Annotated in this window: 20 protein-coding genes; 8 read left to right on the top strand and 12 right to left on the bottom strand. The window is 46.6% G+C overall.

Going from position 1 to position 21,414, the window contains the following annotated elements:
- Positions 1-305: 305 nt before the first annotated feature.
- Positions 306-1,052: an SDR family NAD(P)-dependent oxidoreductase gene (locus tag DFER_RS11500; RefSeq protein ID WP_015811802.1), complete on the bottom strand. Its 747-nt coding sequence runs from the start codon at positions 1,050-1,052 to the stop codon at positions 306-308.
- Positions 1,053-1,167: 115 nt separating this feature from the next.
- On the opposite strand from DFER_RS11500, the gene DFER_RS11495 reads away from it, so the two are divergent.
- Entirely contained in the window at positions 1,168-1,749 is a 582-nt protein-coding gene (locus DFER_RS11495; protein WP_015811801.1) for a TetR/AcrR family transcriptional regulator, read from the top strand.
- A gap of 46 nt (positions 1,750-1,795) precedes the next feature.
- On the opposite strand, the gene DFER_RS11490 is transcribed toward DFER_RS11495, so the two are convergent.
- A complete protein-coding gene (locus DFER_RS11490; protein WP_015811800.1) occupies positions 1,796-2,164 on the bottom strand; it encodes a winged helix-turn-helix transcriptional regulator in 369 nt (122 codons plus the stop codon).
- Between the two features lie 141 nt (positions 2,165-2,305).
- Here DFER_RS11490 and DFER_RS11485 point away from each other — a divergent pair, with 141 nt between their 5' ends.
- The 4 genes from DFER_RS11485 (at position 2,306) to DFER_RS11470 (ending at position 6,087) form a co-directional block, all read left to right on the top strand.
- Positions 2,306-3,250, top strand: a complete 945-nt coding sequence (locus DFER_RS11485; RefSeq protein WP_015811799.1) for an NADP-dependent oxidoreductase — start codon at positions 2,306-2,308, stop codon at positions 3,248-3,250.
- 20 nt (positions 3,251-3,270) lie between these two features.
- On the top strand, positions 3,271-4,047 hold the full coding sequence (locus tag DFER_RS11480; protein WP_015811798.1) for a carbon-nitrogen hydrolase family protein: 777 nt from the start codon (positions 3,271-3,273) through the stop codon (positions 4,045-4,047).
- A 984-nt stretch (positions 4,048-5,031) separates the two neighbouring features.
- Positions 5,032-5,505 (top strand): response regulator, encoded by a 474-nt coding sequence (locus DFER_RS11475; protein ID WP_015811797.1) that lies wholly within the window; start codon positions 5,032-5,034, stop codon positions 5,503-5,505.
- 27 nt (positions 5,506-5,532) lie between these two features.
- Positions 5,533-6,087: a DsbA family oxidoreductase gene (locus tag DFER_RS11470; RefSeq protein WP_083769104.1), complete on the top strand. Its 555-nt coding sequence runs from the start codon at positions 5,533-5,535 to the stop codon at positions 6,085-6,087.
- 147 nt (positions 6,088-6,234) lie between these two features.
- On the opposite strand, the gene DFER_RS11465 is transcribed toward DFER_RS11470, so the two are convergent.
- The 9 genes from DFER_RS11465 to DFER_RS11425 form a co-directional block, all read right to left on the bottom strand.
- Positions 6,235-6,633, bottom strand: coding sequence for a VOC family protein (locus DFER_RS11465; RefSeq protein WP_015811795.1), 399 nt, complete (start codon positions 6,631-6,633; stop codon positions 6,235-6,237).
- 28 nt (positions 6,634-6,661) lie between these two features.
- Positions 6,662-7,444: an aminoglycoside 6-adenylyltransferase gene (locus DFER_RS11460; protein WP_015811794.1), complete on the bottom strand. Its 783-nt coding sequence runs from the start codon at positions 7,442-7,444 to the stop codon at positions 6,662-6,664.
- Positions 7,445-7,642: 198 nt separating this feature from the next.
- Positions 7,643-9,238, bottom strand: coding sequence for an FAD-dependent monooxygenase (locus DFER_RS11455; RefSeq protein WP_229206263.1), 1,596 nt, complete (start codon positions 9,236-9,238; stop codon positions 7,643-7,645).
- A gap of 44 nt (positions 9,239-9,282) precedes the next feature.
- A complete protein-coding gene (locus DFER_RS11450) occupies positions 9,283-9,474 on the bottom strand; it encodes a Sec-independent protein translocase subunit TatA/TatB (RefSeq protein ID WP_015811792.1) in 192 nt (63 codons plus the stop codon).
- Positions 9,475-9,537: 63 nt separating this feature from the next.
- A complete protein-coding gene (locus tag DFER_RS11445; protein WP_015811791.1) occupies positions 9,538-10,701 on the bottom strand; it encodes a WD40/YVTN/BNR-like repeat-containing protein in 1,164 nt (387 codons plus the stop codon).
- A 76-nt stretch (positions 10,702-10,777) separates the two neighbouring features.
- The gene (locus tag DFER_RS11440) at positions 10,778-11,929 is read right to left on the bottom strand and encodes a lipase family protein (RefSeq protein ID WP_015811790.1); all 1,152 of its coding nucleotides are present in this window, start codon (positions 11,927-11,929) and stop codon (positions 10,778-10,780) included.
- A 122-nt stretch (positions 11,930-12,051) separates the two neighbouring features.
- Entirely contained in the window at positions 12,052-13,605 is a 1,554-nt protein-coding gene (locus DFER_RS11435; protein WP_187293461.1) for an insecticidal delta-endotoxin domain-containing protein, read from the bottom strand.
- Positions 13,606-13,720: 115 nt separating this feature from the next.
- Positions 13,721-14,347, bottom strand: a complete 627-nt coding sequence (locus DFER_RS11430) for a YceI family protein (RefSeq protein WP_041734995.1) — start codon at positions 14,345-14,347, stop codon at positions 13,721-13,723.
- 123 nt (positions 14,348-14,470) lie between these two features.
- Positions 14,471-18,319 carry a hybrid sensor histidine kinase/response regulator transcription factor gene (locus DFER_RS11425; RefSeq protein WP_187293460.1) on the bottom strand — a complete coding sequence of 1,283 codons (3,849 nt, stop codon included), beginning with the start codon at positions 18,317-18,319 and terminating at the stop codon, positions 14,471-14,473.
- 544 nt (positions 18,320-18,863) lie between these two features.
- On the opposite strand from DFER_RS11425, the gene DFER_RS11420 reads away from it, so the two are divergent.
- The gene (locus DFER_RS11420) at positions 18,864-19,244 is read left to right on the top strand and encodes a hypothetical protein (RefSeq protein ID WP_015811786.1); all 381 of its coding nucleotides are present in this window, start codon (positions 18,864-18,866) and stop codon (positions 19,242-19,244) included.
- 5 nt (positions 19,245-19,249) lie between these two features.
- Here the strand turns inward: DFER_RS11420 and DFER_RS11415 are convergent, their stop codons facing one another.
- A complete protein-coding gene (locus tag DFER_RS11415) occupies positions 19,250-19,765 on the bottom strand; it encodes a Riean_0653 family protein (RefSeq protein WP_015811785.1) in 516 nt (171 codons plus the stop codon).
- Positions 19,766-20,183: 418 nt separating this feature from the next.
- Here DFER_RS11415 and DFER_RS11410 point away from each other — a divergent pair, with 418 nt between their 5' ends.
- Both DFER_RS11410 and DFER_RS30900 read left to right on the top strand, forming a co-directional pair.
- Positions 20,184-20,675, top strand: coding sequence for a hypothetical protein (locus tag DFER_RS11410; protein WP_015811784.1), 492 nt, complete (start codon positions 20,184-20,186; stop codon positions 20,673-20,675).
- Between the two features lie 279 nt (positions 20,676-20,954).
- Positions 20,955-21,257: a colicin immunity domain-containing protein gene (locus DFER_RS30900; RefSeq protein WP_083769102.1), complete on the top strand. Its 303-nt coding sequence runs from the start codon at positions 20,955-20,957 to the stop codon at positions 21,255-21,257.
- Positions 21,258-21,414: the final 157 nt, after the last annotated feature.

The raw sequence follows: 21,414 nt of genomic DNA, 5'->3' as shown, positions 1-21,414 counted from the left end.
ACTTATACTTGGCATATCCAGATCACATTTGATATGATCGTTAAACTGCCTTTGACAAAATACCAGAAAACTCGAAGAAGGTCAGCTGGTCGGGAAGCTAAACAAAACATGTTGCTTTATCACGATCTCTGTTTATGGCGTAGCTAGGAGAGGAAATAACTCATCCGCGTGCAAGCCTGTAAATCAAGGAATTCAATCCCTAGGTCTTATAGATTTTAATATGAGAAAAGTGTCTTCCAACGAAGATTTAGCCAGTATCACAATTTATTTGAAATGGCGATACTGGCCTAACCAACTGCTGCTTATCAAGCATTTATCCCACCGTCGACAGTGAAACTGCTTCCTGTAATGTAGCTTGCCTCTGGGCCTGCAAGGAAGTTTACCATCGCAGCAATCTCCTGGGGTTTTCCCAGCCTTTTCAACGGAATTGCATTGGTGAAAGCCTCACGAACCGCTGGATCGGTCGGCATCATGTCAGTGTCGATCGCACCGGGTTCAACCGTATTAACAGTTATATTCCGGGGCGCCAGATCCCAGGCCAGTCCACGGGTGTAGCCGCTGATGGCGGCTTTGGTTGCGGCATAGTCTGACATAAACGGTCCACCGATCCTTTTGCCACCTACCGAGCCGATATTAATGACCCTGCCGCCTTCTGGAATATATTTCACAGCAGCGCGCACAGCTTCGGACACTGCCCGGATGTTCACATCAACCTGACGATCATAATCCCCAGACCTTTCGGCAGCTTGATCTAGTGGACCTGCGACTGCGATTGCTGCATTATTTACCAGAATATCGATTTTCCCAAATTTTTCGGCGGTGTCGTTTATCGCCTTGGTCAGTGCGCCACTCTGTGCTGCATCTGCTTTGATCCCCAATGCTTTCCCTCCATTTTGTGTGATCTCGTCCGTCAATTTCTGCGCTTTTTCTTGCGAGCTGACATATGTGAAGGCAACGCTTGCGCCTTCCGAGGCGAGTCTTCTGACGATTGCTTCGCCCATCCCGCGTGTACCACCTGTGACGAATGCGACCTTTTCTGCTAGAGTTTTCATGATTGAACTGTTTGATTTTGGAATTATAGTTCCAGAATCAAAATATTGGAATTATAGTTCCAATAAGTTTGTATTTTTATCGCGACAGTACCTTTTGAAGCTAAATCACAATTAAATGGCCAGAAACCGTAATTTCGACGAGCAGGATATTCTAGACAGGGCAATCGAGCTATTTAAGATTCGCGGGTATCGTGGTACAACGCCTGAGGATTTGGTGAGCACCTTGGGTATAAGCAGATCCAGTCTGTACAACACGTTTGGGGACAAACATTCATTGCTGCTCAAATCACTTCACCGGTATCACGAAAAGACGGTTGTGGGGCTGGAGAATATTATTTCGAACACGAGAGAACCGCTAGCGGGCATAAAGCTTATCTTCAAACTGTCGATTGAGGGCACATATCCCGGCGGCATGCCGCAGGGCTGCTTTTTGATCAATTCCATTATCGAGTTCGGCCCGGACGAGCCGGCAGCGGTTGAAATCGTCAGGAAAAGTATTGATGCTACCAGGGGGGCATTGCTTCATTTTGTGCTTGACGGCAAGAAAGAGGGGAAGTTTTCTGATAGTCTCGATGCTGAGACGATGGCAGATTATTTACAGAACTGTATTAACGGGATCGTTGTTTCGGCCAAAGCGGGAATGACCCAGGCCGAATGTGAAAGAATGGTTGAGAGCACGCTGATACTACTGCACTAGTGCCTGGTTTTCCCCAACCGTATATACGCAGCCGTACTAATAACATTTATTGCTTCGTCATTGAGATAGCCTTGCCGGTAATAACCTTTTGATGGTTCTGGCCCCACCTAATCATTTCCAGTATCAGGTTGCCATATTCAAGCGCATAATGGGTGAATTCGTATTCGATCGTTGCTGTAAAGTCGGGATCCACTTTCCTGACGATCAACTTATTATCTTCTAGTTCTTTCAGGCTCCTAGACAGCATCCGCTTGGTAATACCCGGAATACTGTGCTGAATATCCGAAAACCGTCTATTGCCCTTACAAATGGAATGGATTATCGGTAGCTTCCATTTACCACCGATCACGTAGATCGTATCCTGCAATGCGCGGATTTGGGCCTGGATCTGGGTTGTGTTTTCTTTTGGGTTCATGACCGGAGGAGGTATCAACGGTGATACCTGCGGCAAAGTTACGCGGAACTTGCTATAATTTTGTTCAGCAGTCCCGGGTGGCCAGCAAAAGGCTTCACTTAATAAAGATGTTCATAACCGGGACAGCGTTTCAAAACGACTATGAAAGCAATGACAATTAAAGGTCATGGTGGAGTTGAGAACTTCGCTATGGCACTGCTACCTATTCCTCAAATAAAAGAAAATGAGGTCCTGGTGCGGACAAAGGCAATCAGCATTAACCCGGCAGACGCTATCGTTCGCAGCAACAAAGATGTAAGTTGGGTGTTTGGCAGCGACCAGCCGTTGATCCCGGGATGGGATATTTCAGGCGAGGTTGTTGGGGTTGGTACCAAGGTTGCAGATTTTAAAATAGGCGACCAGGTGTTCGGCGCCTTGCGGCACCCGTACATCGGGCGGACTTACGCCGAGTACGTGGCTGCACCAGAGGGTGACCTGGCGCATAAACCATCCAACATCAGTCACGAGCAGGCTGCCGCTGCCACTCTTGCGGCGCTTACTGCCCTGCAACCGATGATCAAGGTCGGTATTAAAGATGGAGATCGCGTCCTGATCACAGCAGCGGGAGGGGGTGTGGGGCACTTTGCCGTTCAGTTTGCCAAATATTTTGGTGCCCATGTAATCGCACTTGCTTCAATAGGGAAAAAGGACTTTGTAACTTCATTGGGAGCAGACGAGTTTGTCGACTATCAACAAGGCCGGTTTGAGCAGCAAATTGCAGACGTCGACCTTGTGGTAGAGGCAGTCAAACAAGATCGGCATATTCAAAGAAGTATGCAGGTCGTCAAGCCGGGTGGATCATTGATCAGCCTATGGTCACACGTTAACGATGAGGAAAAGGCGGAGGCAGACCGACGAAATGTCAATGCATTCTATAATATGGTATTATCAAATGGACAGAATATGAAATTCATTGCTAACCTGTTAGAGGAAAACAGGCTGGTGCCCCATATCTCGGCGAGCTATCCTCTTGAAGCAATGGCCGACGCACATCGTGAAATCGAAAAGGGGCACACCCAAGGCAAAATTGTCGTCACCATCAAATAAGCACCATATCCATTCACAAAATGAGAGTAACAGTTTGTGAGCTGAGCGACGACGAAGCCAAGTTCCTGCTGGACTGGAAGGACCTGAAAGCTCACATCGCAGAAAACCGGCCCGACCTGGTGCTACTGCCGGAGATGCCTTTCTGCCGGTGGATGGCGGCTACTCCTGAACTTACCCAGGAGCTCCGCTTGCGAGGTATTCAGCGCCATAAGCAGTGGCTAGCTGAAATTGAGGCGCTCGGCGTGTGCTCAGTTGTGTATTCGATGCCGACCATCGAAGACAGCAGGTATTTGAATATCGCCTACGTTTATACGCCAGAAAAAGGACATCAGCGGCTGCATAGCAAAGCCTATTTTCCGCAGGAGCCGCATTTTTGGGAACAAACATGGTTTGAAAGGGAACAAGCGGTGACTTTCGACTCCGTCGATATTGGCGATTACCGTGTTGGCATTCTGCTCTGTACTGAGCTATGGTTTAACCAGTGGGCGCGCCACTATGGCAAACAAGGTATCGACTTGCTATTATGTCCCAGGGCTACGTCACAAGGCAGCGTTCAGCAATGGGTCGACTGCGGCAAGGTATCAGCAGTAGTCTCGGGAGCATATTGCCTCAGTTCGAACCGTGCCGGCGAAGGGGACAACGGGTTCTTATGGGGAGGAGCCGGTTGGGTTACAGAGCCTGTGACCGGCTCGATTTTAACTTTAACTTCGTCAAAATCGCGATTTTCAACTATTGATATTGATTTGAAAAAGAGTCGGGCTGCGAAATTAAAGTATCCGTTAAATGTCTTCGATTAAATTATGGTGTCCACGACACTTATGATTTCAAAGATCATGTGTCTCCCTTCAGTCTGTACTGTAGCCGCTGGGTGTTCCCGGTCTCTAAGTCTTAATTACGATATTGCTTTCTGACAGTTCATATCATTGATTCAACAAAGTTAATTTTAGTAAATTGGTAGTTTCAACTTAAAAGGCTTTGATTATGAATCGATTCATTTGCCTATTCGGAATGACACTAGCATTTGCTGGGCAAGGGCAGGCCCAACGGGTACTGTATTCAAGCCATACCATAAATCAATCTGGCCAAGGGGCAGCTATTAAATCGATTAGACAGAATTGGGCTTTTTCAAACGTGATAACGGTCAAATATAAGGATGGTCATACTGAACGAATACCAAAAGATAGCATTTGGGGTTATGAAGATCGACATGGCCGGATGTTCCGATATTATAAGAATGAGTTCTATCGGGTACACAAGGTCGAAAATCTAATATATTACACGATCCTGCGACCTACCGGACAGAGTGTCAGTAATCGTCGATTCTTCAGTAAAAGTTATGATAGTCCGCTTCGCTGGACAAAAGCGAAGGCCAGACGAGATTCAAATTATTTAGACTAGAGCTCACCTCAATTTTATCGGCGAGCTTTCAGTGCTTAGCTAGTTATGAAACCAGCATTCTGGTTTCAACAACGTTACCCCTCTCGAATCGACAAGATGCAGTCGAGTTTCTGATACACCCAGCTTATTTGCACAAGCGGTCAGCAACCGCTTAAAAATTGCTAGCAATGAAGAAATCTGCAAATGTAGGTTTCGGTAAAAATATTGCGTTCAATGCTTTCTCGTCGGTTAGAATTGATCGAGGTGCTTCTATTAATTCGGCGTGAATTAACAGTCTTTTAATTAGTGATTTAGCTGACAAAGGCGTACCTTGATTATTCTTACACGCGAACCTCTCTTCTCATTAGCCATTAGGCTACTTTTTCTACGTTATCCTTTATGAGATGGGATCAAAAAAAACATATGAAAAAGACGAGATCACTATTTTCTTAGCAGATGATGACAGTGATGATGTCCTGTTTTTCCAGCAGGCGCTTGAAGAAATTAACCTGCCGCACAAGCTTCACATTGCATCCAATGGTCAGCAGTTGGTTGAGGAGCTAATTAGTGCGGACTCCACGCCGGACATTATCTTTCTAGATGTCAATATGCCGATCAAAAACGGAATGGAGACGCTTTCTGAGGTAAGAAAAGCACTAGTTGACCCTGTACCGGTCATAATGCTTTCGACAGCAGCTTCGAAGGCATTGATTGAATCCTCACAAATGCTAGGCGCGAGTGCTTACATCTGTAAACCATCGACCTATCCTGAGCTATGTGCGCTATTATCCCGGCTGCTCGTATATGATTGGAGGTGCATCAGCTGTGATGAGATCGTTCTCGAGAGTGCGAACCATTCGCTTTTTGCGAGTAAGTAATATTGAAATTCCTAAACCTGAATCAGGATGCATACTGATAATCAACTTCGAGTAATTTACTATACGCACCCGGCATGTACTGACAGCTGGGCAATGCGTGAGGCCTGGAAGCAGTTTACCGATGAGTTCGGCAAGCTCTTCAAATTGCAGATTTGTATGACAAACACGCCCGAATATGCGGAAGAAAAGAAGGGGAGAAGTAGTGGGCAGAATGCAGCACTGGCCGTTAAAGCCGTTTCATTGCAATCCGCGCAGGCATCTGGGATTTACCTGGATGCGCTACGTGATGCGTCTATTAACCAGCACCTGGATATTTCCAAACTTGATACCTTGGTTGAGATTGCGAAGCGGGTAAGCAGAATCAATTCGGGAATGTTTGAAATGAACCGGTTTGGCAGGGATCTAGGCTCACATTTTTCACGAAAGGCGCTCCATCACGACCAGCAGAAAGCGGTTATCAACCGGATCGATACGTGTCCGACCATTTCGATGACGGTCGCCGGCAAAGGTGTAAAGATATCGGGTAATACCTCTTATAGTAACCTCGTAAAAACGATCAGCAGGTTAGTGCCGATCTTATGAGATAACGCAGGGAGTCCGCTAGAGCTTTGTATTCAAATCCAACATGATTACGTCTGTAAAACTAGGAATCGCATTCCTAACCTTACAAATTCTATTTAACATAAGATAACTTATATAAATTTTATGTAGTGCACACTTTACAAGGCACTACTCTTGCCCGTTGCTGGCAGGTTGTAGCAGGTCCCACATATTGCCATACAAATCGGTGAACACAGCTACCAAGCCATAATCATGCTCCGTCGGTGGCCTGACAAAGGAAACACCGTTTTCGAGTAGGCTCGCATAATCGGTCCAAAAATCGTCAGTGTATAAAAAGAGAAAGACTCGTCCCCCTGTTTGGTTCCCCACCACGGCGCTCTGCTCATCTGTTGTCGCTTTTGCTAGCAATATACTGCACGTAGATCCTTTAGGCATTACCAGCACCCAACGCTTTTCGATGCTTAACCAAGTGTCTTCAATCAAATCGAAACCAAGTTTTTGAGTATAAAAAGCAATCGCTTCGTCATAGTCATGTACAACGAGGCTTACATGGGCAATGTGTCTCATGAGAATTACCTGTCTAAAGTAATCGGGCCTAAAATGAAAAATTATTTACATATTCTTTTACCCTTGCTTCGGCGTGCTCTTGGCGGACCACCGAAGATGGTATAACGCTTTCGCGCAAGCTTAGATAAAGATCAATGATGTTTTTTAATGCTTCGAGGCAAGAGATTTGGTCATATTTCGCGATAGTGGCTTGCATAGCCAACAAATCTTCCTTAGGAAGTAACATTTCCAGTTTACGGACTCCTTTCGGAAGTAAGCCATTTCTAATGAGCAGTAATGGTCCCAAAACTGTCTGCTGTATGAAAGAAAAGAAAGTCAGCGTTTCAAATAGCTCGCCTCTCCCAATTTTTGCAGCAGCATAGTGGATCCAGACCCAGAATCTGTCCTCGATCCACTGAAAGTCCGGAAAGGGAAAATTTGCTTGCGAGTGTTTTAGGTAAGCTGTCAGCATGTTATCGCGTTCCCACAGAATGATAGGTTCTTCTATACGGCTACTCATGTCAGTCATTGCCACAAATTTAAGATCAACATGCAGTATTGGATTGTCGTAAAGGCAGATCAATAATCTTGGTTCCCCAACGTGTTCACCTGAAAAACAGGCTAATAAGTTTCCAAATGCCTTGGCAAGCGCTCGACGGTCAGCCATGGGAATCTGAGGACTTCGATGTACTAGTATAAGGTCAATGTCGGAAAACGAATCAAGCTGATTGTCTATCCACGATCCTCCGACCGCTAGTCCTAAAAATTCGATATTGGATTGAAGGTGACTGCGAAGTGAGTCGACAAATTTTTGGTAATCGTAGGGTATCATTTCCTGCTAGTGGTTAGAAAATTAACATGTAACTAACCGGAGCTAATTTTAGTTCATAGCAGCATTCACTTAAAGTAGATGGTTGTAAGAATTGTTACTTAACATAATGTAAGTTATACAACCTACATTATGTTAAATACCAATACTCTGCAGATAGAAGATACCTCAGAAAAGTAATGGATTTTTCGATATAGCCTATCAAGTACTCATATCACTAATAAAGACCTTTCGCAGATAAGGCAACAAATCTTGGCTATTATAACCTACATGACACCAGCTTATATACCCGTCAGGTCTGATCAACCAACTGGCTTTATTTTGTGAGGAATAGGCCCTTGCAAAGGATTCGTCCGGATCGAATACCCAGGTAATGTCAGACACAGTGTGAACATTCAACTGCTGTGGCTTTGAGGTAATGGCTATGATACGCAGGTACAGGCCGATTTCTTCACCAAACTCGGACCGCAAGTCTCGCACCAAAGCGTGCAGCTCATCCGGGCAGTGCGGTGTAGGATCACGTAAGTCAAACAACAAAACATGTGCTGTGCCTTTCAAAAGATAAAAAAGCCGAAATGGATAACCGATCCTCTGCTGCCGTAAACCAGCGCAATCAGGGGCACGGTCTCCCGGCCTGAGATCGGAGGTCCAAGCCTGGTCTCCGATTGGATGAACCCAGGAAGAGCTCCGGTAGGAAACAAGAAGTTGGCTATCAGCCAACCGGTCACTTTTGAAGCCAGCCGGACCAGTGTTCATGGTCGCCCGGATCGTACGCTCAATCACGTTTTCGGCTTCTGCCCGCCGTTCTAGCGTGTAACTTTCCAGCAAGCTCTGTGGCGACTTTTTTTTCAGGACGAGCGCAAGCTTCCAGGCTAGATTATATGCATCCTGTATACCTGTATTCATTCCCTGGCCACCTGTCGGGGGGTGGATATGTGCAGCGTCGCCGGCTATAAAGACATTACCCGCCTGATAAGATGTTGCCAGTCGCATACTGATCCGGAAAATAGACGACCAGCGAAGCGCACTGAGCCGGGCAGGTTCACCCATCAGATCGTTTGCTTTTTTCTGAAATACATCCAGACCAGGTGCTGGCCGCTCGGATTGGATCCCGTGGTCCGTACCTAATTCTGATGTCATGTCAGCGGTAGGAGCCAACATAGAAACCCGGTACCGGCCAGGCTCTGGCAAGGGGACTGCAACAAGAAAATCCGGCGGAGTATTAATAGCTGGATGAATTGACTGGAATGAATAACCGCTGGGAAGTTGCCAATCTATCTTAACATCGGCTAGCATAAATTCAAAGGGCATCATTTCACCTTCAAAATCAATACCTGCTGCTTTGCGGACAAAGCTATGGGCCCCATCGCAACCAATTACGTATGGAAATTGGGTTTCTTCCATTTTTCCATCGCTGGATTCCAGCAGCACAGAAACCGCATCATCATCCTGCGTTAATCCTTTGAGGGTAAGCCCGCGCTCGACCTCTATACCTAATGCAGATAGATGCTCGGTGAGAATACGCTCGGTCTCAGGCTGCGGAATATTTAAATAAGTGTGTGAATAGGGAAAATCACCCGACTGTTCGGGATAGTCCCGGGCTGGTCCGCCCGCGTAGGCGACACGGCGCCCGCTGAGCCAGATTCCTGCATCTACTGCTTTTTGCAGGATACCCATGTCTTCGAAGACTTCAAGGGTTCTGGTGGTAGTGCTTAGCGCGCGGCAGTAAGGCAATGGCTTTTGGAGGGTATCAATGATGCGGCAACGGACATGATGCCTGGCCAGCTCAGCGGCCATTACCAGGCCAACCGGGCCCGCGCCTACAATAAGGACAGCATGCATCATGATTGGGCATCCTCAATGCTTTTCCTCACATCGCTGGTGGCATCTTTAAATTCTCTGATGCCTTTCCCCAATCCTTTGGCGAGATCCGGAATCTTTTTCGCCCCAAACAACAGAAGGATGGCCACCAACAGAAAAATCATTTCCTGGCCGCCCAGGCGCACAAAAGCTAAAATGCTTGCAGAAATCATGGTTATTGAAGTTTAAATGAGATAAAATTCTTGTTTCAGAACAGGCTGACATACTGCAAAGCTTTACCTTGGCTTGTAAACAAACAGCCTGATTTTCCTGATGTCAGGATCGTATGCAACAATCACAGGATCTGTTTCCGTCGCGAGTATCTTAGCGACTTGGATGTTGGCCGGACCTGGAACTTGCGTTACCGTAATGATATGCTTTCCTTCGTCGAAGGTTTCGAACAGGTTTGCCGATGTTTGACTACCATTCACACTGCCACCAAACAGGATATGCTTAGGATCTTTTGGATCTATCCAGATACCATAGACATAGGTATATGGAACCGCCGGATTTTCTTCTTGGGCTTTAAATATGAACTGGGTAGCTGAGCCGGTTACCTTGGCCAGTGCGCCTTCCTGGCCCACGTAAATGCTGCTGCCCGTGAATGCATTAGTTTGAAGTTCAACCGGCCTTCTGTTTCCGAAGACATTTACATCCGCTACTTTGATAAAATTTTTGAGCCGAGCAGGGTCTTTCGCATCAATGTCGTATCGGCCCAGCCAGGCATCATCGAAGGGGTTTTCACTTCCCTGAAAGAGCTGGTCCGGATTATTGGGCAGGAACACGATATTGCTTCTGTAACCAAAACTGGAATGCGCTTCATCATTCATGCGTTTCCAGGTATTCCCTCCATCGGTCGAAACCGCAATCATGGTACCTCCTGCTAAATTGGCGTAAATGTGATCGGGATGATCCGGCCTTACGGCTATGCACACGTAGGTTTCATAAACATTGTCCAGATCATCGTGAACAGGCGACTGAGCAGCTTTCCAGGTTTCACCACTGTCATTGGAAATAAACAGCGATTTTTCAGTCGAATTTTCGGCTGGCATGACGCCGGCAAAAAGCTTATTTACAATATTGGGATGCTTGAAAATGCAGGAAACTTTTTTTCCATCGAAACCGCTTCTGGACCATTCTTTGGTAAGCAGATTGTTCTTCCATAAACCATCGGAGGTGGCCACAAAAACTACATTGTTGCTATATGCGGCTATTTGAAATTCATTTTCAGCAAAGTCAGCATGTCCGGCAACTGGCATGGGAATCTCACCCAGATCAATGAATGTACCATTTCCAGGCTGCGGACCTGCCTTGTTACCCTCCTTATCATCACAGCTGGAAGTCATCCAAACAAGCATTCCAAAGATGATCAGGGTGAGCAGATTAAATATTCTTTTCATGTTTTGTATTTACTTAAACCACAATAACTGCGGAGAGCTTAGCCATCATATCATTCATTTTCAGTCCTGTTTCAAATCATTCAGAAATGGCATCAATAACCGATTGTGGAAACTGGAATGCATCGATGTAATACGCAATGACGTGCTGATACTTGGCTTCTTTAAAGTAGGTGCCGGACCCATCCGGGTAAACATTCGCTTTGCCCTGGAAAACAAACTCCCGCTCGGGGGCAATGCGCTGGTAGGTTTTTAAGTCGATAACCAGTTTGAGCGCATCAAACTCCAACTGCTCCTTAACCGCCAAGTGAAACCCGCCTGAACCGCCCGGGTTGAACGGGGGAGCATTTTTGTACATCGAGGGAATTTTCCCGAACATATCTTTCTGCCAGGCATGAGGAACAATGTCGTTGGCGTTGATCACCGAATGATATCCCGCGCCAAATTGTCCGCCGGCATACGCGGCAAACTTTTTGTCGCCGGGCGTAGGACCGGCGATGGGATAAACGCTTACGTTAACGTTAGTGTAACCCTTCTGCTGCTTTTGCTCGATGAATTTCAGGGCCATCAGCGGCGACAATGTTGCGCCCAGGCTATGGCCCGTGAAGGCGACCTCGGCCGGGCCTGCATCATTCAGTGTACCCAGAAATTCAAGCAGCGTTTTTCCGGTGGCAGGATCGGTCATTGCATTCAGGATATTGAACCCCAGCGCGCTGCCCGCGCTGATTTTTCCGCTATTCGGCGCGCCCCAATCCTTTTCTCTGATCACATTAAAATCTTCTCCAAACGCACCTTTCCGCGACACCGCATTCGTCCCCGCAATGGCCACTACATGCATGACTTTGCCCGTCGCCAGGTCGGTGCCGCGGGCGACATACATGGTATTATCGGTAACGAAACTGTCCACGGCGCTGGTGGTGGATTTTTTCATGCTGTTGGAAATCGCCGGCCCCCAAACCACCTGCCAGTCAGTGCCCAGGTAATCCCGAACATCGGCATTGTGCTGCAAGGCGTCATTGATTCTCAGTGTGTTCTGACTTAGCTCCTGTTCCGAGGCAGCAACCAGGTCGTAGTTTACATTGGAGAGCATGCACAGCAATGCAATGCGTTTATGGGGTTCGGTGGGGGGTGTAGCTTCACTCGCCACCGGTGGGAAGTTGTGATCGGTACATGCGGCCAGGGTTGCCAACGCCAGCAGGATGGCTGCGATAAACGGAAAGTTCCTTTTCATCTTGCAAGTTGTGAGAATGTTGTGGTCCAGAGATCAAATCTGGGAGCATGCTGCATACAGCATGTCTCAATGGCCTGGGCAAATTGCCCAGGCCATTGACATACATCCGTCAGTGACGCTGATTATCCGCGCTTTTTGGTCCAATAAGCCTCGCGGGCCGACTTCAGTTCATTGCTTATCGACCCGGCAGATATTCCAAGGTGTGGAAAAGCACTATGGAAATCTGTTGCTGCTCGCTCTTGTGGACTTGTTATGTAAAGTCTGCCAATCGCCTGAAACGTTGCTTGTGGTGACTGCCAAAATTGAAAACCAAACACCACGCAATCAGCGCTGCCTATCGTTTTTTCTATTCCGTGAATGTAAATACTAGACAATACATTATTGTCATAACCAATAAGGCCTGTATCCATTGACCAACCACCAGGAGCTCCTTTGTCTAAGCCACCGAGAAGATCTGTTGTTGTACCGTCATGAAACTGAAACTGCATCGCACCAACAATGGGGTCTGATTCGCCTACTGTTTTCTGGTAAGCAGCGTAATAGGCCCTGACCTTAGTTATCGGATTATTGATAGCTAGGTTAAATACGCCGCCGTGTGGGGCCTGATTGCTGCCACCGGCAGCATCCCCCATTCGTGCAGTTTGCGTAACGCCTCCGGGGCCAGTTCCCGTTGGATAGGTTAATTGAACTGCATCAATGCGATTATAACCCCACACAGTTACATTCGTAGGAAGCTGCATTGGGACTGATGGTAAGCTGATAGGGCTATTGTTAGAGCTGTTGGATATCGAACCAAACGGATCTGAATAAACTTCACGAAAAGATTCGAACTTGGCTCCTGCAGGATACACAGTTGCATCGAAATAAGGCCAGGTATCCCGAAAGTCTAACACCGAAAGCTTCAGTGTACGATCATAAGCGTTAAGTGACTTGAATGGCTCACAAGTCGCTTTGTTTACTTTGGTTACCGCCTGCAATGCAGCAGCTCCGTTCTGAGTCCATCCATTAACATATGCGGTGTAATTTGTGATGCGATCCTGCAAATCTGTAACTAACTGCTGAATTTTAATATCATTGAAGCCCCATTCCTTCCCATAGAGTATCCCGTCGCGTAGTAGGCCCAGGTACATAGTTACGGCATGCGCAAACAGAGGCAGTAACTTCAGCTCGTGACCATTCCATTGAAATTCAGGAAGAGCGGTAACGAACGTGTTTCTTGTATCATCCCATTGCTTAGCAGTATCAGCTATGTCTCCTGCAGCAATTGCTTTGGTATAAAGATCTAGGGATCCACCTAAGCCGGTCAATAGTGTTCCGACTAGTGTGTAGTCATCATTAGCAATTTTGTCAGATACATATGTGTCTAACTGATTTCGGATTTCGCTCCAGACATCCTTTTTTGAGGCTGGCCAGAAGATTTCGGTTAGGCCTCCAAGAATTTCGCCAGCCACAGGAATCATGCTTAGTCCGGTAACAATAGCGGTTTTTATAGAGTCATTCACGTCAAGTTCGTATTCACCTATGGGCGGCATGATCACAGGCCCATTCGGATTGGGAATCACATGATCTTTCAACGTGCAACTTTCCAACACTGCCGACGTAAACAGCACGCCTCCCGCCCCGAGTAGCGAGCGCTCGATGAATTTCCTGCGGTGCATTAATTTTTGTAAAGACATAACTAGATGGTTTTGATTATTTGAAACTATATGTGGAGAATTGAATAAGCAGATTTGAAAGCGCTTCGCCCCGGGGAGACATTTCTGCATGGCGTTGCACGGATAGGTTCAGTCGTCAATGAACTTTTCTTAGCGCCACCACCTTGAATTGCACATCGATTCCGGGTTTGACATACATGCCGTCCGGTGCGCTTTCGTCGCTGGCGTAGTTCATTCCCCAAAGCGTCCGGTCGATGCCGGTTTCGCCGGTCACTTCCAACCTTTCTCCCTGCAACTTTATTTTTACAGGGAAGCTTACGGGATTGGATTTCCCCAGCATTATAAGTTCGCCGGCTACGTGATAAGTATGCGATATATCCTTATCAGGCACCATGGATATGATGTCAAACCGAATGTGTGGATAGGTAGCCATGTCGAAAAAATCGCGGCTTTGCAGGTGATGGATCAACTGCTGTTTCAGCTCATCGGTAGGCAGGTTGATATTGATAAGTGAAGAAAGTGGGAAACTGATTTGTCCACCCGTGATCATCCCGGGCTCTGCTGCAAACAATCTTCCTGTCACTTTGATGGTCCCATTGTTGCCGCTACCATCTTTTAGGTAGCCCTTCCATTCCATGGCAGAAGCAGACTTATCAATGATGAAGTGCTCAACCTTATGATCTTTAATGCATGAGAAGGGCAGCATGCAAAAGGCCAGCATTGGAATAATAAGCAGACGGAATGGAAATAAACTTGGCTTCATGTATTACAATTTTGCAGATAAGTTTTCTGATGCAAAATTGGATAGGAATCATTTTTGAGGCTATAACTGACGTTGCAGATCCTATAACTGACGTTGCATGATGGGAATTGTCATATTGGTACTTCAAATAGTCCCTTTTAAAAACTCGGATGGGACCACCCCAAAGAACGCCCGGAAACATTTGCTGAAATAGGCCGGACTGTCAAAGCCTGCCTTGTAAGCCGACTCAGAACTGCCGAACCCTTCTTTAAGGAACGTCGCCGCCCTGTTCAGCCTGTAATTCCTGACCACATCGCTGACGGGCATCCCTGCCACCGCCCGCATTTTGCGGTGCAGCTGCGAACGGCTCATGTGCATCCGCGAAGCTAGCTGATCCACACTCACTGAAGAGTCGTCCAGGTCCTGCTCGATCATCTCATGGAATTTTGTCAGGAACGGGTCCAGTTCTATTGCTTTGCCGGGTTCCGACAGCGGTGAGCTGATCTGGCCTTGAATGTGCGCGCGCAATCTGCGCTGGCGTTCGAGCAAATTGTAGACCCGTAAATTCAGCTCGGGAACGTGGAACGGTTTGGTAAGGTAGTCGTCCGCTCCGGTCGTCAATCCTTGCATACGGCTATCGAAGCCCATTTTAGCGGTCAGCAGGATTATCGGGATGTGGCTGGTTTGCTCGTGTTGTTTCACCTTTTCGCAGAACTCAAAACCATCCATGACCGGCATCATTACGTCGCTGATGATGAGGTCCGGGATTGTTTCCAATGCGTTTTTCAGGCCGTCCGCCCCATTCACTTCCCTGTCGACCTGATAATGCAGCGGAAGACTGCCTGCGATCAGGTCTGCCAGCTCGGCATTGTCTTCTAGCAGGAGAATGCGGACTTGTTCGCTTTCCATTACCGGCACTTCCCATTCCTCTTTCACGCGGTCATTCAAAGCAGGTGGCGCAACCTGCGCAGCGGGCCGGTAGGGCATGAAGATGCGGAATGTACTCCCTCGCCCCGGCCGGCTCTCAACCTCGATACGCCCCTGCTGCATTTCCACAAGCTCTTTCACCAGGGCTAATCCAATGCCGCTGCCCTTCACAGCCTGGCTTTCATTCCCATTCACCTGATAGTAACGCTTAAAAATATACGCGACCCTGTCCTCGGGAATACCAATTCCGTTATCGGTCACCGAGTACAATACCTGCCCGTTCACTTTCGCGGCGGCCACATTCACAGTTCCACCCGCAGGTGTGAACTTGATCGCATTCCCGATAAGATTGCCCAGAATCCGTTCCAGCTTAGGGCCGTCAAACCAGAAATGCCCGTGCAGCTCGTTGCTGAAAAGGATTGTGACACCCTTCATGGCGGCCTCTTCGGTGAACAATTCGAACACGTTTTCCGCAAACAAACCGGGGTCGCCTGCCGACTCTTCGATGGAGAGCATCTTGGCGTCGAGTTTTGAAAAGTCGAGCAGCTGGTTGATAAGTGCCAGCAGTTGTTGGGCATTTCTTTGAATGGACAACATTTTTCCCTCGTCCTCCGTACCTGCATATTTGCGGATCAGCGGCGCAAGCGGCGACAGGATCAGCGTCAGCGGCGTCCGGAAGTCGTGGGTTACATTGGTAAAAAAGCGCTCTTTCAGGTCTACCAGCACCCGCAGCTGCTGCGCTTCCTGCTTTTTAAGCTCGGCTGCCTTGCGTTGCTCCATGCGGATCAGTTGCAGCCGCATCCAATACCAAATGCTGGTTCCTATAATCACGACATAAAGCAAATACGCCCACCAGGTACGCCACCAGGGAGGGCTGACTGTGATGACGAGTTTCTTAATTTCCTTACTCCAATGTCCGGTTGTGTTGCTGGCATTGACCAGAAATTCATAGTCACCGGGCGGTATTTTGGTGTAGTTTGCAAATGGTACTTGCCCGGCGGCCACCCAGTCATTGTCATACCCCGACAACTGATACCGGTAATGCAAATCCTGCGGCTGATTAAATTGCAGTCCGGCAAAAAAAAACGTGACCGTGCTCTGGTCGTATGGCAGCACCAGTTCACGCATTGCATTAATGGGCTGTGTAAGCAAACCATCGGGTGATGGGGTTATAGTCTCATTATTAATTTTAAGCGCAGTTAAGGCAATGGAAGGCTGGTAACTGTCATCTTTTATCTTATCCGGATCAAATACCGTCCAGCCATGCGTTCCGCCAAACGCCAGGCGCCCATCGGGAAACATTAACTGGTGAAAGCGGTTGAATTCGTCCTCCCACAAGCCATGACGGGTTTGAAAGATCCTTACTTTATGCGTAACAGGACTGAAACTGCATAGTCCTTTATTAGTACCAAACCATAGACTGCCATATTTGTCGGCTAGTAATGTATAGATCGTATTATCAGGAAGGCCTGCTGCTGTGTTAAAAACCTCGGCTTTAAGTGTTTTTTTGTTCAGGCAGATTAAGCCATTTCGGCTGCCGATCCAAAGCAGGTCAGGCCTTGTGGGGTCGGGCCTCAAACCCAGCAGCTGATTTGTCGGTAACCCCTGTTGTCCTTGGCCATATTTAAGCTGCCTGATTTTGCCTGTTTTGCGATTCATATATACCAATCCATCCAATTCCGTTGTAATCCAGATATGGTCTGTATCCATGGAAATGTCCTGGGGCGTCACATCTACGCCGATTTGACGGCTGATTTCTCCTGCGGGTATTAACCAGTCCCACGTATTTTTTCGCGGATTGTAGATCAGCGCGATACGGTTGAAACCCATTACGACAGGTTCACCCTCCGGACTTATAACCACTCCTGCTATTGAGGTTTCGAAATCGTTTGTAATGGAGGTTAACTGAGGAAGTGGAAAAAATGTTTTGGTACTGGCATCAAACCGGACAACCCGCCTTTTCAGACCCATCCATAGTGTGCCGGTTTTAGAATATGCTGAGCGGACATGGTATCCCGATGCCGCAAAACGCTCATCTTTTGGCTCCCAGTTAAACAAGGCTGACAGCGATTGCCCGAACTCGGCTTTGATCACATCACCAGCAAAGCCTTCCTTGACAGGAAAAGATGGAAAGAAGGGAGTTGTCAGATCCACCTGGGAAATACCGTGAGCGTTAGTTCCCAGCCAAACCAGGCTTGATTGATCTATTAAAAAGGATTGGATTGGGTCCTTATCTACTTGGGTTCGCCCATACACCACATTGAGACCGTTTTGCTCGTCATACCGGTATATTGCTTCGCCCCTCTCGAAGTACTCGCGGCCATCGGGACCCGTGCGTATCCAGGTAACCCCGCGGTCACTTGGTGAATTAAAGGGAATCTTTTTTACGTATTTCTTTTGAGCAACTGAAAACAGGTACAGGAACTTTCTGTCGGCCCACATCAATTCACCGTTCTTGCGCTGATGCAGCCCCACCGGAAACCGGACCGAATAGCGGTAATCGTGATAGTCTGGAACCTGCGGGCATCCGTAATTTTCAACCTTGCCTGATTTGCTGTCGAGTTTGCTAAGGCCGTACCGCGTCAAAACCCATACTTGCCGATCCGCACCTTCACAAAGGCCCCACAATGTATCACTATCGAATCCGCTGGATTTTTTATCGTAAATCTGTGCTGTTGCAGCATATCGAATCAGTCCTTTGCCATCCGCGATCCGCCATATTATACCCTTTGAATCGGCTAACCAGGCGCGGCGAAGAATGGCATTGCTTTTTAGCTTCAAAGAAAAAGGATAGCGCTCGATCTTTTCAGAAACCGGGTCGAGCTTGTCTATTTCGCCAGTTTCATGCTCGATCCATATAGCTTGGTTAAACGCTTTTATATTAAGGATCAGATTGGATGAGAGCGAGGAGCTGTCAGCATTATTATGTTGAAAAAGTTTGAAATTGATACCATCGTACCGGGCAAGACCATTTCGGGTACCAACCCAAACGAACCCCGTCTTATCCTGTTCCAAACCAGAAACAAAAGATTGCGGAAGGCCTTCTTTGGGAGAAATATTTCTCACAGTTTGCCCGACTACACCTGTGCAAGTAAAACACAGGAGCAAAAACATCAATTTGAGAAGGTTACGTAGAAACAGTTCAGATAATGGCAATCGTATTTTGGTTTCAATAGTGTAAAAATAACCATGCAAGAGAAAATCAGGGCAATTTATGATGACATTAGTAAGCTGATAAATTTTTTGTGGCCAGGTTCACTTCAATATACGTTTAACCCGTCAATTGGTTGATAATTCATTGCTGTCAGGATTACGCTGAATTTGAGTAAAAATTCAAAGTAGTAAATTCAAAACAGGATTAACAGCAAAACGATCAATACTTTTTAGGACGGGTCCTAACATTGCCTGTCTCAAATAGCCTGGATAAAATGGGACAACCGCCACTAATAGGTCAAAAAAGTTGTTGACGGGTGAACCATCAGGCACCATTGGCCACATCGGGGGTGTGCTTGTCGCGTCAACCGTTAGCGCGTTCGACCTGTGAATGTGAATTTCTGGCAAAGCGGCGCATCCGGATCGAGCAAGGCGAAGGGGATATCTACTACCCAGGATGGGAAAGGAAAAACGATATCGTCACAAAGGCTGGGCGAGCGGTACAGCGCTGGCGGAATTTTCGGAGCGGATCCGCAGCAACCAGGTCGAGCAAAGCAGCCGGCAGAGTTATGAGCGGATCATGGCCGGGATCTTCGCCAATTTCAAAGGCAGTGCCCCACGAGTGTCGGCTTACCTGAAAAACCTGGGGGAAAATGATATCGGGCTGATCTGCTGGAGCGTTGCCCAGGATAGCGGCCTCGCTGGCGCGGAGCACGCCCGGAAATGGCTGGAAAAGGACACGGCTAAAAATGCCATGGAACTGGCCGGATACCGGCAGCAGCTGCGCACCAAAGGGCTGGAGACTGGGAAAGGTAAAGGGATGAATATGAGTATCTAAGCCTGTTAATACGTTTGACATTTTATATCGAAAACCCCATCAGTAAGGTTTTTTATGGTCTGATTTTTCACCCCTTTGAGCTGGATTTTAAAAGTACCTGCTACTACCTTGTTGATAGTGTCCAATTTGGTAATATTAACTTCATTAATTCCTCCTGGGAATAATCGATACTCGTCATCAACTTCATTTCCCCCGAGGTGTGTACTGGTGCTTCTGCTAGAATCGCTGTTGAAAGTGTAATTCCCTGGTTTAGTAGCTCCAACAATCGTAAGGACGATTATTTCGTCATTACCATCTCTGGTAGCTGTAACTCCCAAAATACCGTCCTGTTTATGATACTCGCCTGAGAGTCTGTCCGGCACTATTATTCCTAATTTTTGGTTGGGATGCCATTTTTTGCCATCAATCTTAACTCCAAAAGTGTTAAGACCTTGTTGGGTTTCTGCTGGATAGACCTCCTTTTCCTTGCAACCAAATGCGCAGATAAATACTACTGCAACGACTAATCTGTGAATGTTCATTGAAGTTTACTTGAAAATATAGATCGATCTTGCTACTATGTACCATCATTGGACACAAAACGCAAATTTTAGTTGGGATATCTATGTGATTGACATTTGAATAAATCTCCCTGGACTAAATGAGACCCTGAAAAATCCAATCCTTTCTTTTCATCAGCGAGAGCCAAAAGAGGACAGAAACCAGAAAACGCCACCCGCGTTCAGATAACTCATTTTATAAATGAGAAAACATAGAACAAGGGGACGCAGGCCGATCTGTGTAAGTTCTTCGATTAGTACAAGAAGACGCGACTCTGCCTAGTTGTCATGGAGTGGTTATGCCCTAGGGAGCTCCTGAGGGGATGAATTTGCCTTTTGAATAGCTATTCGAGTATTTTATCCTAAACATCGCTTTGTCTCAAAACAAAATATAGCCGTTATGAAGCCGATAGTATTCCAAGAAGAACAAAAGTTTAGACCAGTTTGGATGGTTGTTATTTTGATTTTGATCGAAGTGATTTTAGTTGGAGACTTAACGATTTCCATACTAAACGGAAAAACTTTTGGCCCAGTAGAGCTGATATTCAATCTATCAATGACGCTTTTTCCAGCAATCATGTTATTAGTAATTTATGCTTGCAATGTTAGGTTAGTCAGCAGGATAAGCGAAGAAGGGGTATCTTTTGCCTGGCTCCCGTTTCCAAAAAAGGCTAAAACCATTTCTTGGCAAGAAATAAAATCAATCCAATTTACAACTTACAGTTTTGTAGGTTATGGATGGAGGTTTAGCAGTAAATATGGGACAGTCAATAATGTTTCTGGAAATAAAGGGATTGCACTTGAACTAAATAATGGCAGCAAATTTCTTATTGGAACTCAAAAATCTGCCGATTTAATCAATACCGCCATAGAGCCTTTTAATCACAGGTAACCTTGCGCGTACTGTCTCAAAATACCTGCGAAATATGTGACAGCAGCGATTAACACGCGGTAAAAACGGTTGATAGGAGAACCGTCGGTCAGCACACTCACAGATTTGACTCACGGTTGTTGTGTCAACCGCTGTCGGCGGTAGATAGCCAATTGTGTCACGAAATCCAGGGTTTCGTGAGAAAGACAAAATTTTATATAATATAATCCTTGGTTGTAACTATTATAGCTTTGAAAACCTGCCTATGGCTCTAATCCTTGCTTAACTCATTTCATTGCAATGTCTTTAAAACCTATTCCATCAGAAACAATCTATAAACTGTTCATTGACCGATATTTAAACGATCACGTTGTAGTAGAAGAATTCATCAGATCCTTCTTTGAACAGTGGAGAAGAGACCGCGATACGGGCCAGAACCACGATGAAAGATTTGCACGCTTAATAGACAGGATTTTTACTAGTTGTGATTGTTACAATGCAGAACCAGAAGGTCCTTTGGAAATATCGGAGTTAGACTTGAAAACCGAAGTCCAACTATTAACATACATTTGGTGGGGAGATAAATCGTCTCGTCGCAAATAATGTCCGTTTAAGAGACATTTAATCATGTTCTGGTGATTGAATGTTGACACATCCTCTATCCACCACGGATTTCCGCTCTATCAATGCTGGATTCACATTGAAAGTCAAAGATCCTACTCACTAATATGTAAGCTTCCCCGCATTGGCTAGACACATT

The sequence above is a fragment of the Dyadobacter fermentans DSM 18053 genome, assembly GCF_000023125.1.
Classification (GTDB): Bacteria; Bacteroidota; Bacteroidia; order Cytophagales; family Spirosomataceae; genus Dyadobacter; species Dyadobacter fermentans.
Note: the sequence above shows the minus strand (reverse complement) of the source record. Positions and strands in the feature narration are given on the sequence as shown.

What these genes read in the sequence shown, in the direction of transcription:
- DFER_RS11480 (WP_015811798.1), top strand. Translation starts at nt 3,271, where the DNA reads ATGAGAGTAACAGTTTGTGAGCTGAGCGACGACGAAGCCAAGTTCCTG.
- DFER_RS11470 (WP_083769104.1), top strand. Translation starts at nt 5,533, where the DNA reads ATGCATACTGATAATCAACTTCGAGTAATTTACTATACGCACCCGGCA.
- DFER_RS11490 (WP_015811800.1), bottom strand. Translation starts at nt 2,164, where the DNA reads ATGAACCCAAAAGAAAACACAACCCAGATCCAGGCCCAAATCCGCGCA.
- DFER_RS11420 (WP_015811786.1), top strand. Translation starts at nt 18,864, where the DNA reads ATGGGAAAGGAAAAACGATATCGTCACAAAGGCTGGGCGAGCGGTACA.
- DFER_RS11475 (WP_015811797.1), top strand. Translation starts at nt 5,032, where the DNA reads ATGGGATCAAAAAAAACATATGAAAAAGACGAGATCACTATTTTCTTA.
- DFER_RS11445 (WP_015811791.1), bottom strand. Translation starts at nt 10,701, where the DNA reads ATGAAAAGAATATTTAATCTGCTCACCCTGATCATCTTTGGAATGCTT.
- DFER_RS11500 (WP_015811802.1), bottom strand. Translation starts at nt 1,052, where the DNA reads ATGAAAACTCTAGCAGAAAAGGTCGCATTCGTCACAGGTGGTACACGC.
- DFER_RS11450 (WP_015811792.1), bottom strand. Translation starts at nt 9,474, where the DNA reads ATGATTTCTGCAAGCATTTTAGCTTTTGTGCGCCTGGGCGGCCAGGAA.
- DFER_RS11435 (WP_187293461.1), bottom strand. Translation starts at nt 13,605, where the DNA reads ATGTCTTTACAAAAATTAATGCACCGCAGGAAATTCATCGAGCGCTCG.
- DFER_RS11495 (WP_015811801.1), top strand. Translation starts at nt 1,168, where the DNA reads ATGGCCAGAAACCGTAATTTCGACGAGCAGGATATTCTAGACAGGGCA.
- DFER_RS11465 (WP_015811795.1), bottom strand. Translation starts at nt 6,633, where the DNA reads ATGAGACACATTGCCCATGTAAGCCTCGTTGTACATGACTATGACGAA.
- DFER_RS11460 (WP_015811794.1), bottom strand. Translation starts at nt 7,444, where the DNA reads ATGATACCCTACGATTACCAAAAATTTGTCGACTCACTTCGCAGTCAC.
- DFER_RS11485 (WP_015811799.1), top strand. Translation starts at nt 2,306, where the DNA reads ATGAAAGCAATGACAATTAAAGGTCATGGTGGAGTTGAGAACTTCGCT.
- DFER_RS11455 (WP_229206263.1), bottom strand. Translation starts at nt 9,238, where the DNA reads ATGGCCGCTGAGCTGGCCAGGCATCATGTCCGTTGCCGCATCATTGAT.
- DFER_RS11415 (WP_015811785.1), bottom strand. Translation starts at nt 19,765, where the DNA reads ATGAACATTCACAGATTAGTCGTTGCAGTAGTATTTATCTGCGCATTT.
- DFER_RS30900 (WP_083769102.1), top strand. Translation starts at nt 20,955, where the DNA reads ATGTCTTTAAAACCTATTCCATCAGAAACAATCTATAAACTGTTCATT.
- DFER_RS11430 (WP_041734995.1), bottom strand. Translation starts at nt 14,347, where the DNA reads ATGAAGCCAAGTTTATTTCCATTCCGTCTGCTTATTATTCCAATGCTG.
- DFER_RS11440 (WP_015811790.1), bottom strand. Translation starts at nt 11,929, where the DNA reads ATGAAAAGGAACTTTCCGTTTATCGCAGCCATCCTGCTGGCGTTGGCA.
- DFER_RS11410 (WP_015811784.1), top strand. Translation starts at nt 20,184, where the DNA reads ATGAAGCCGATAGTATTCCAAGAAGAACAAAAGTTTAGACCAGTTTGG.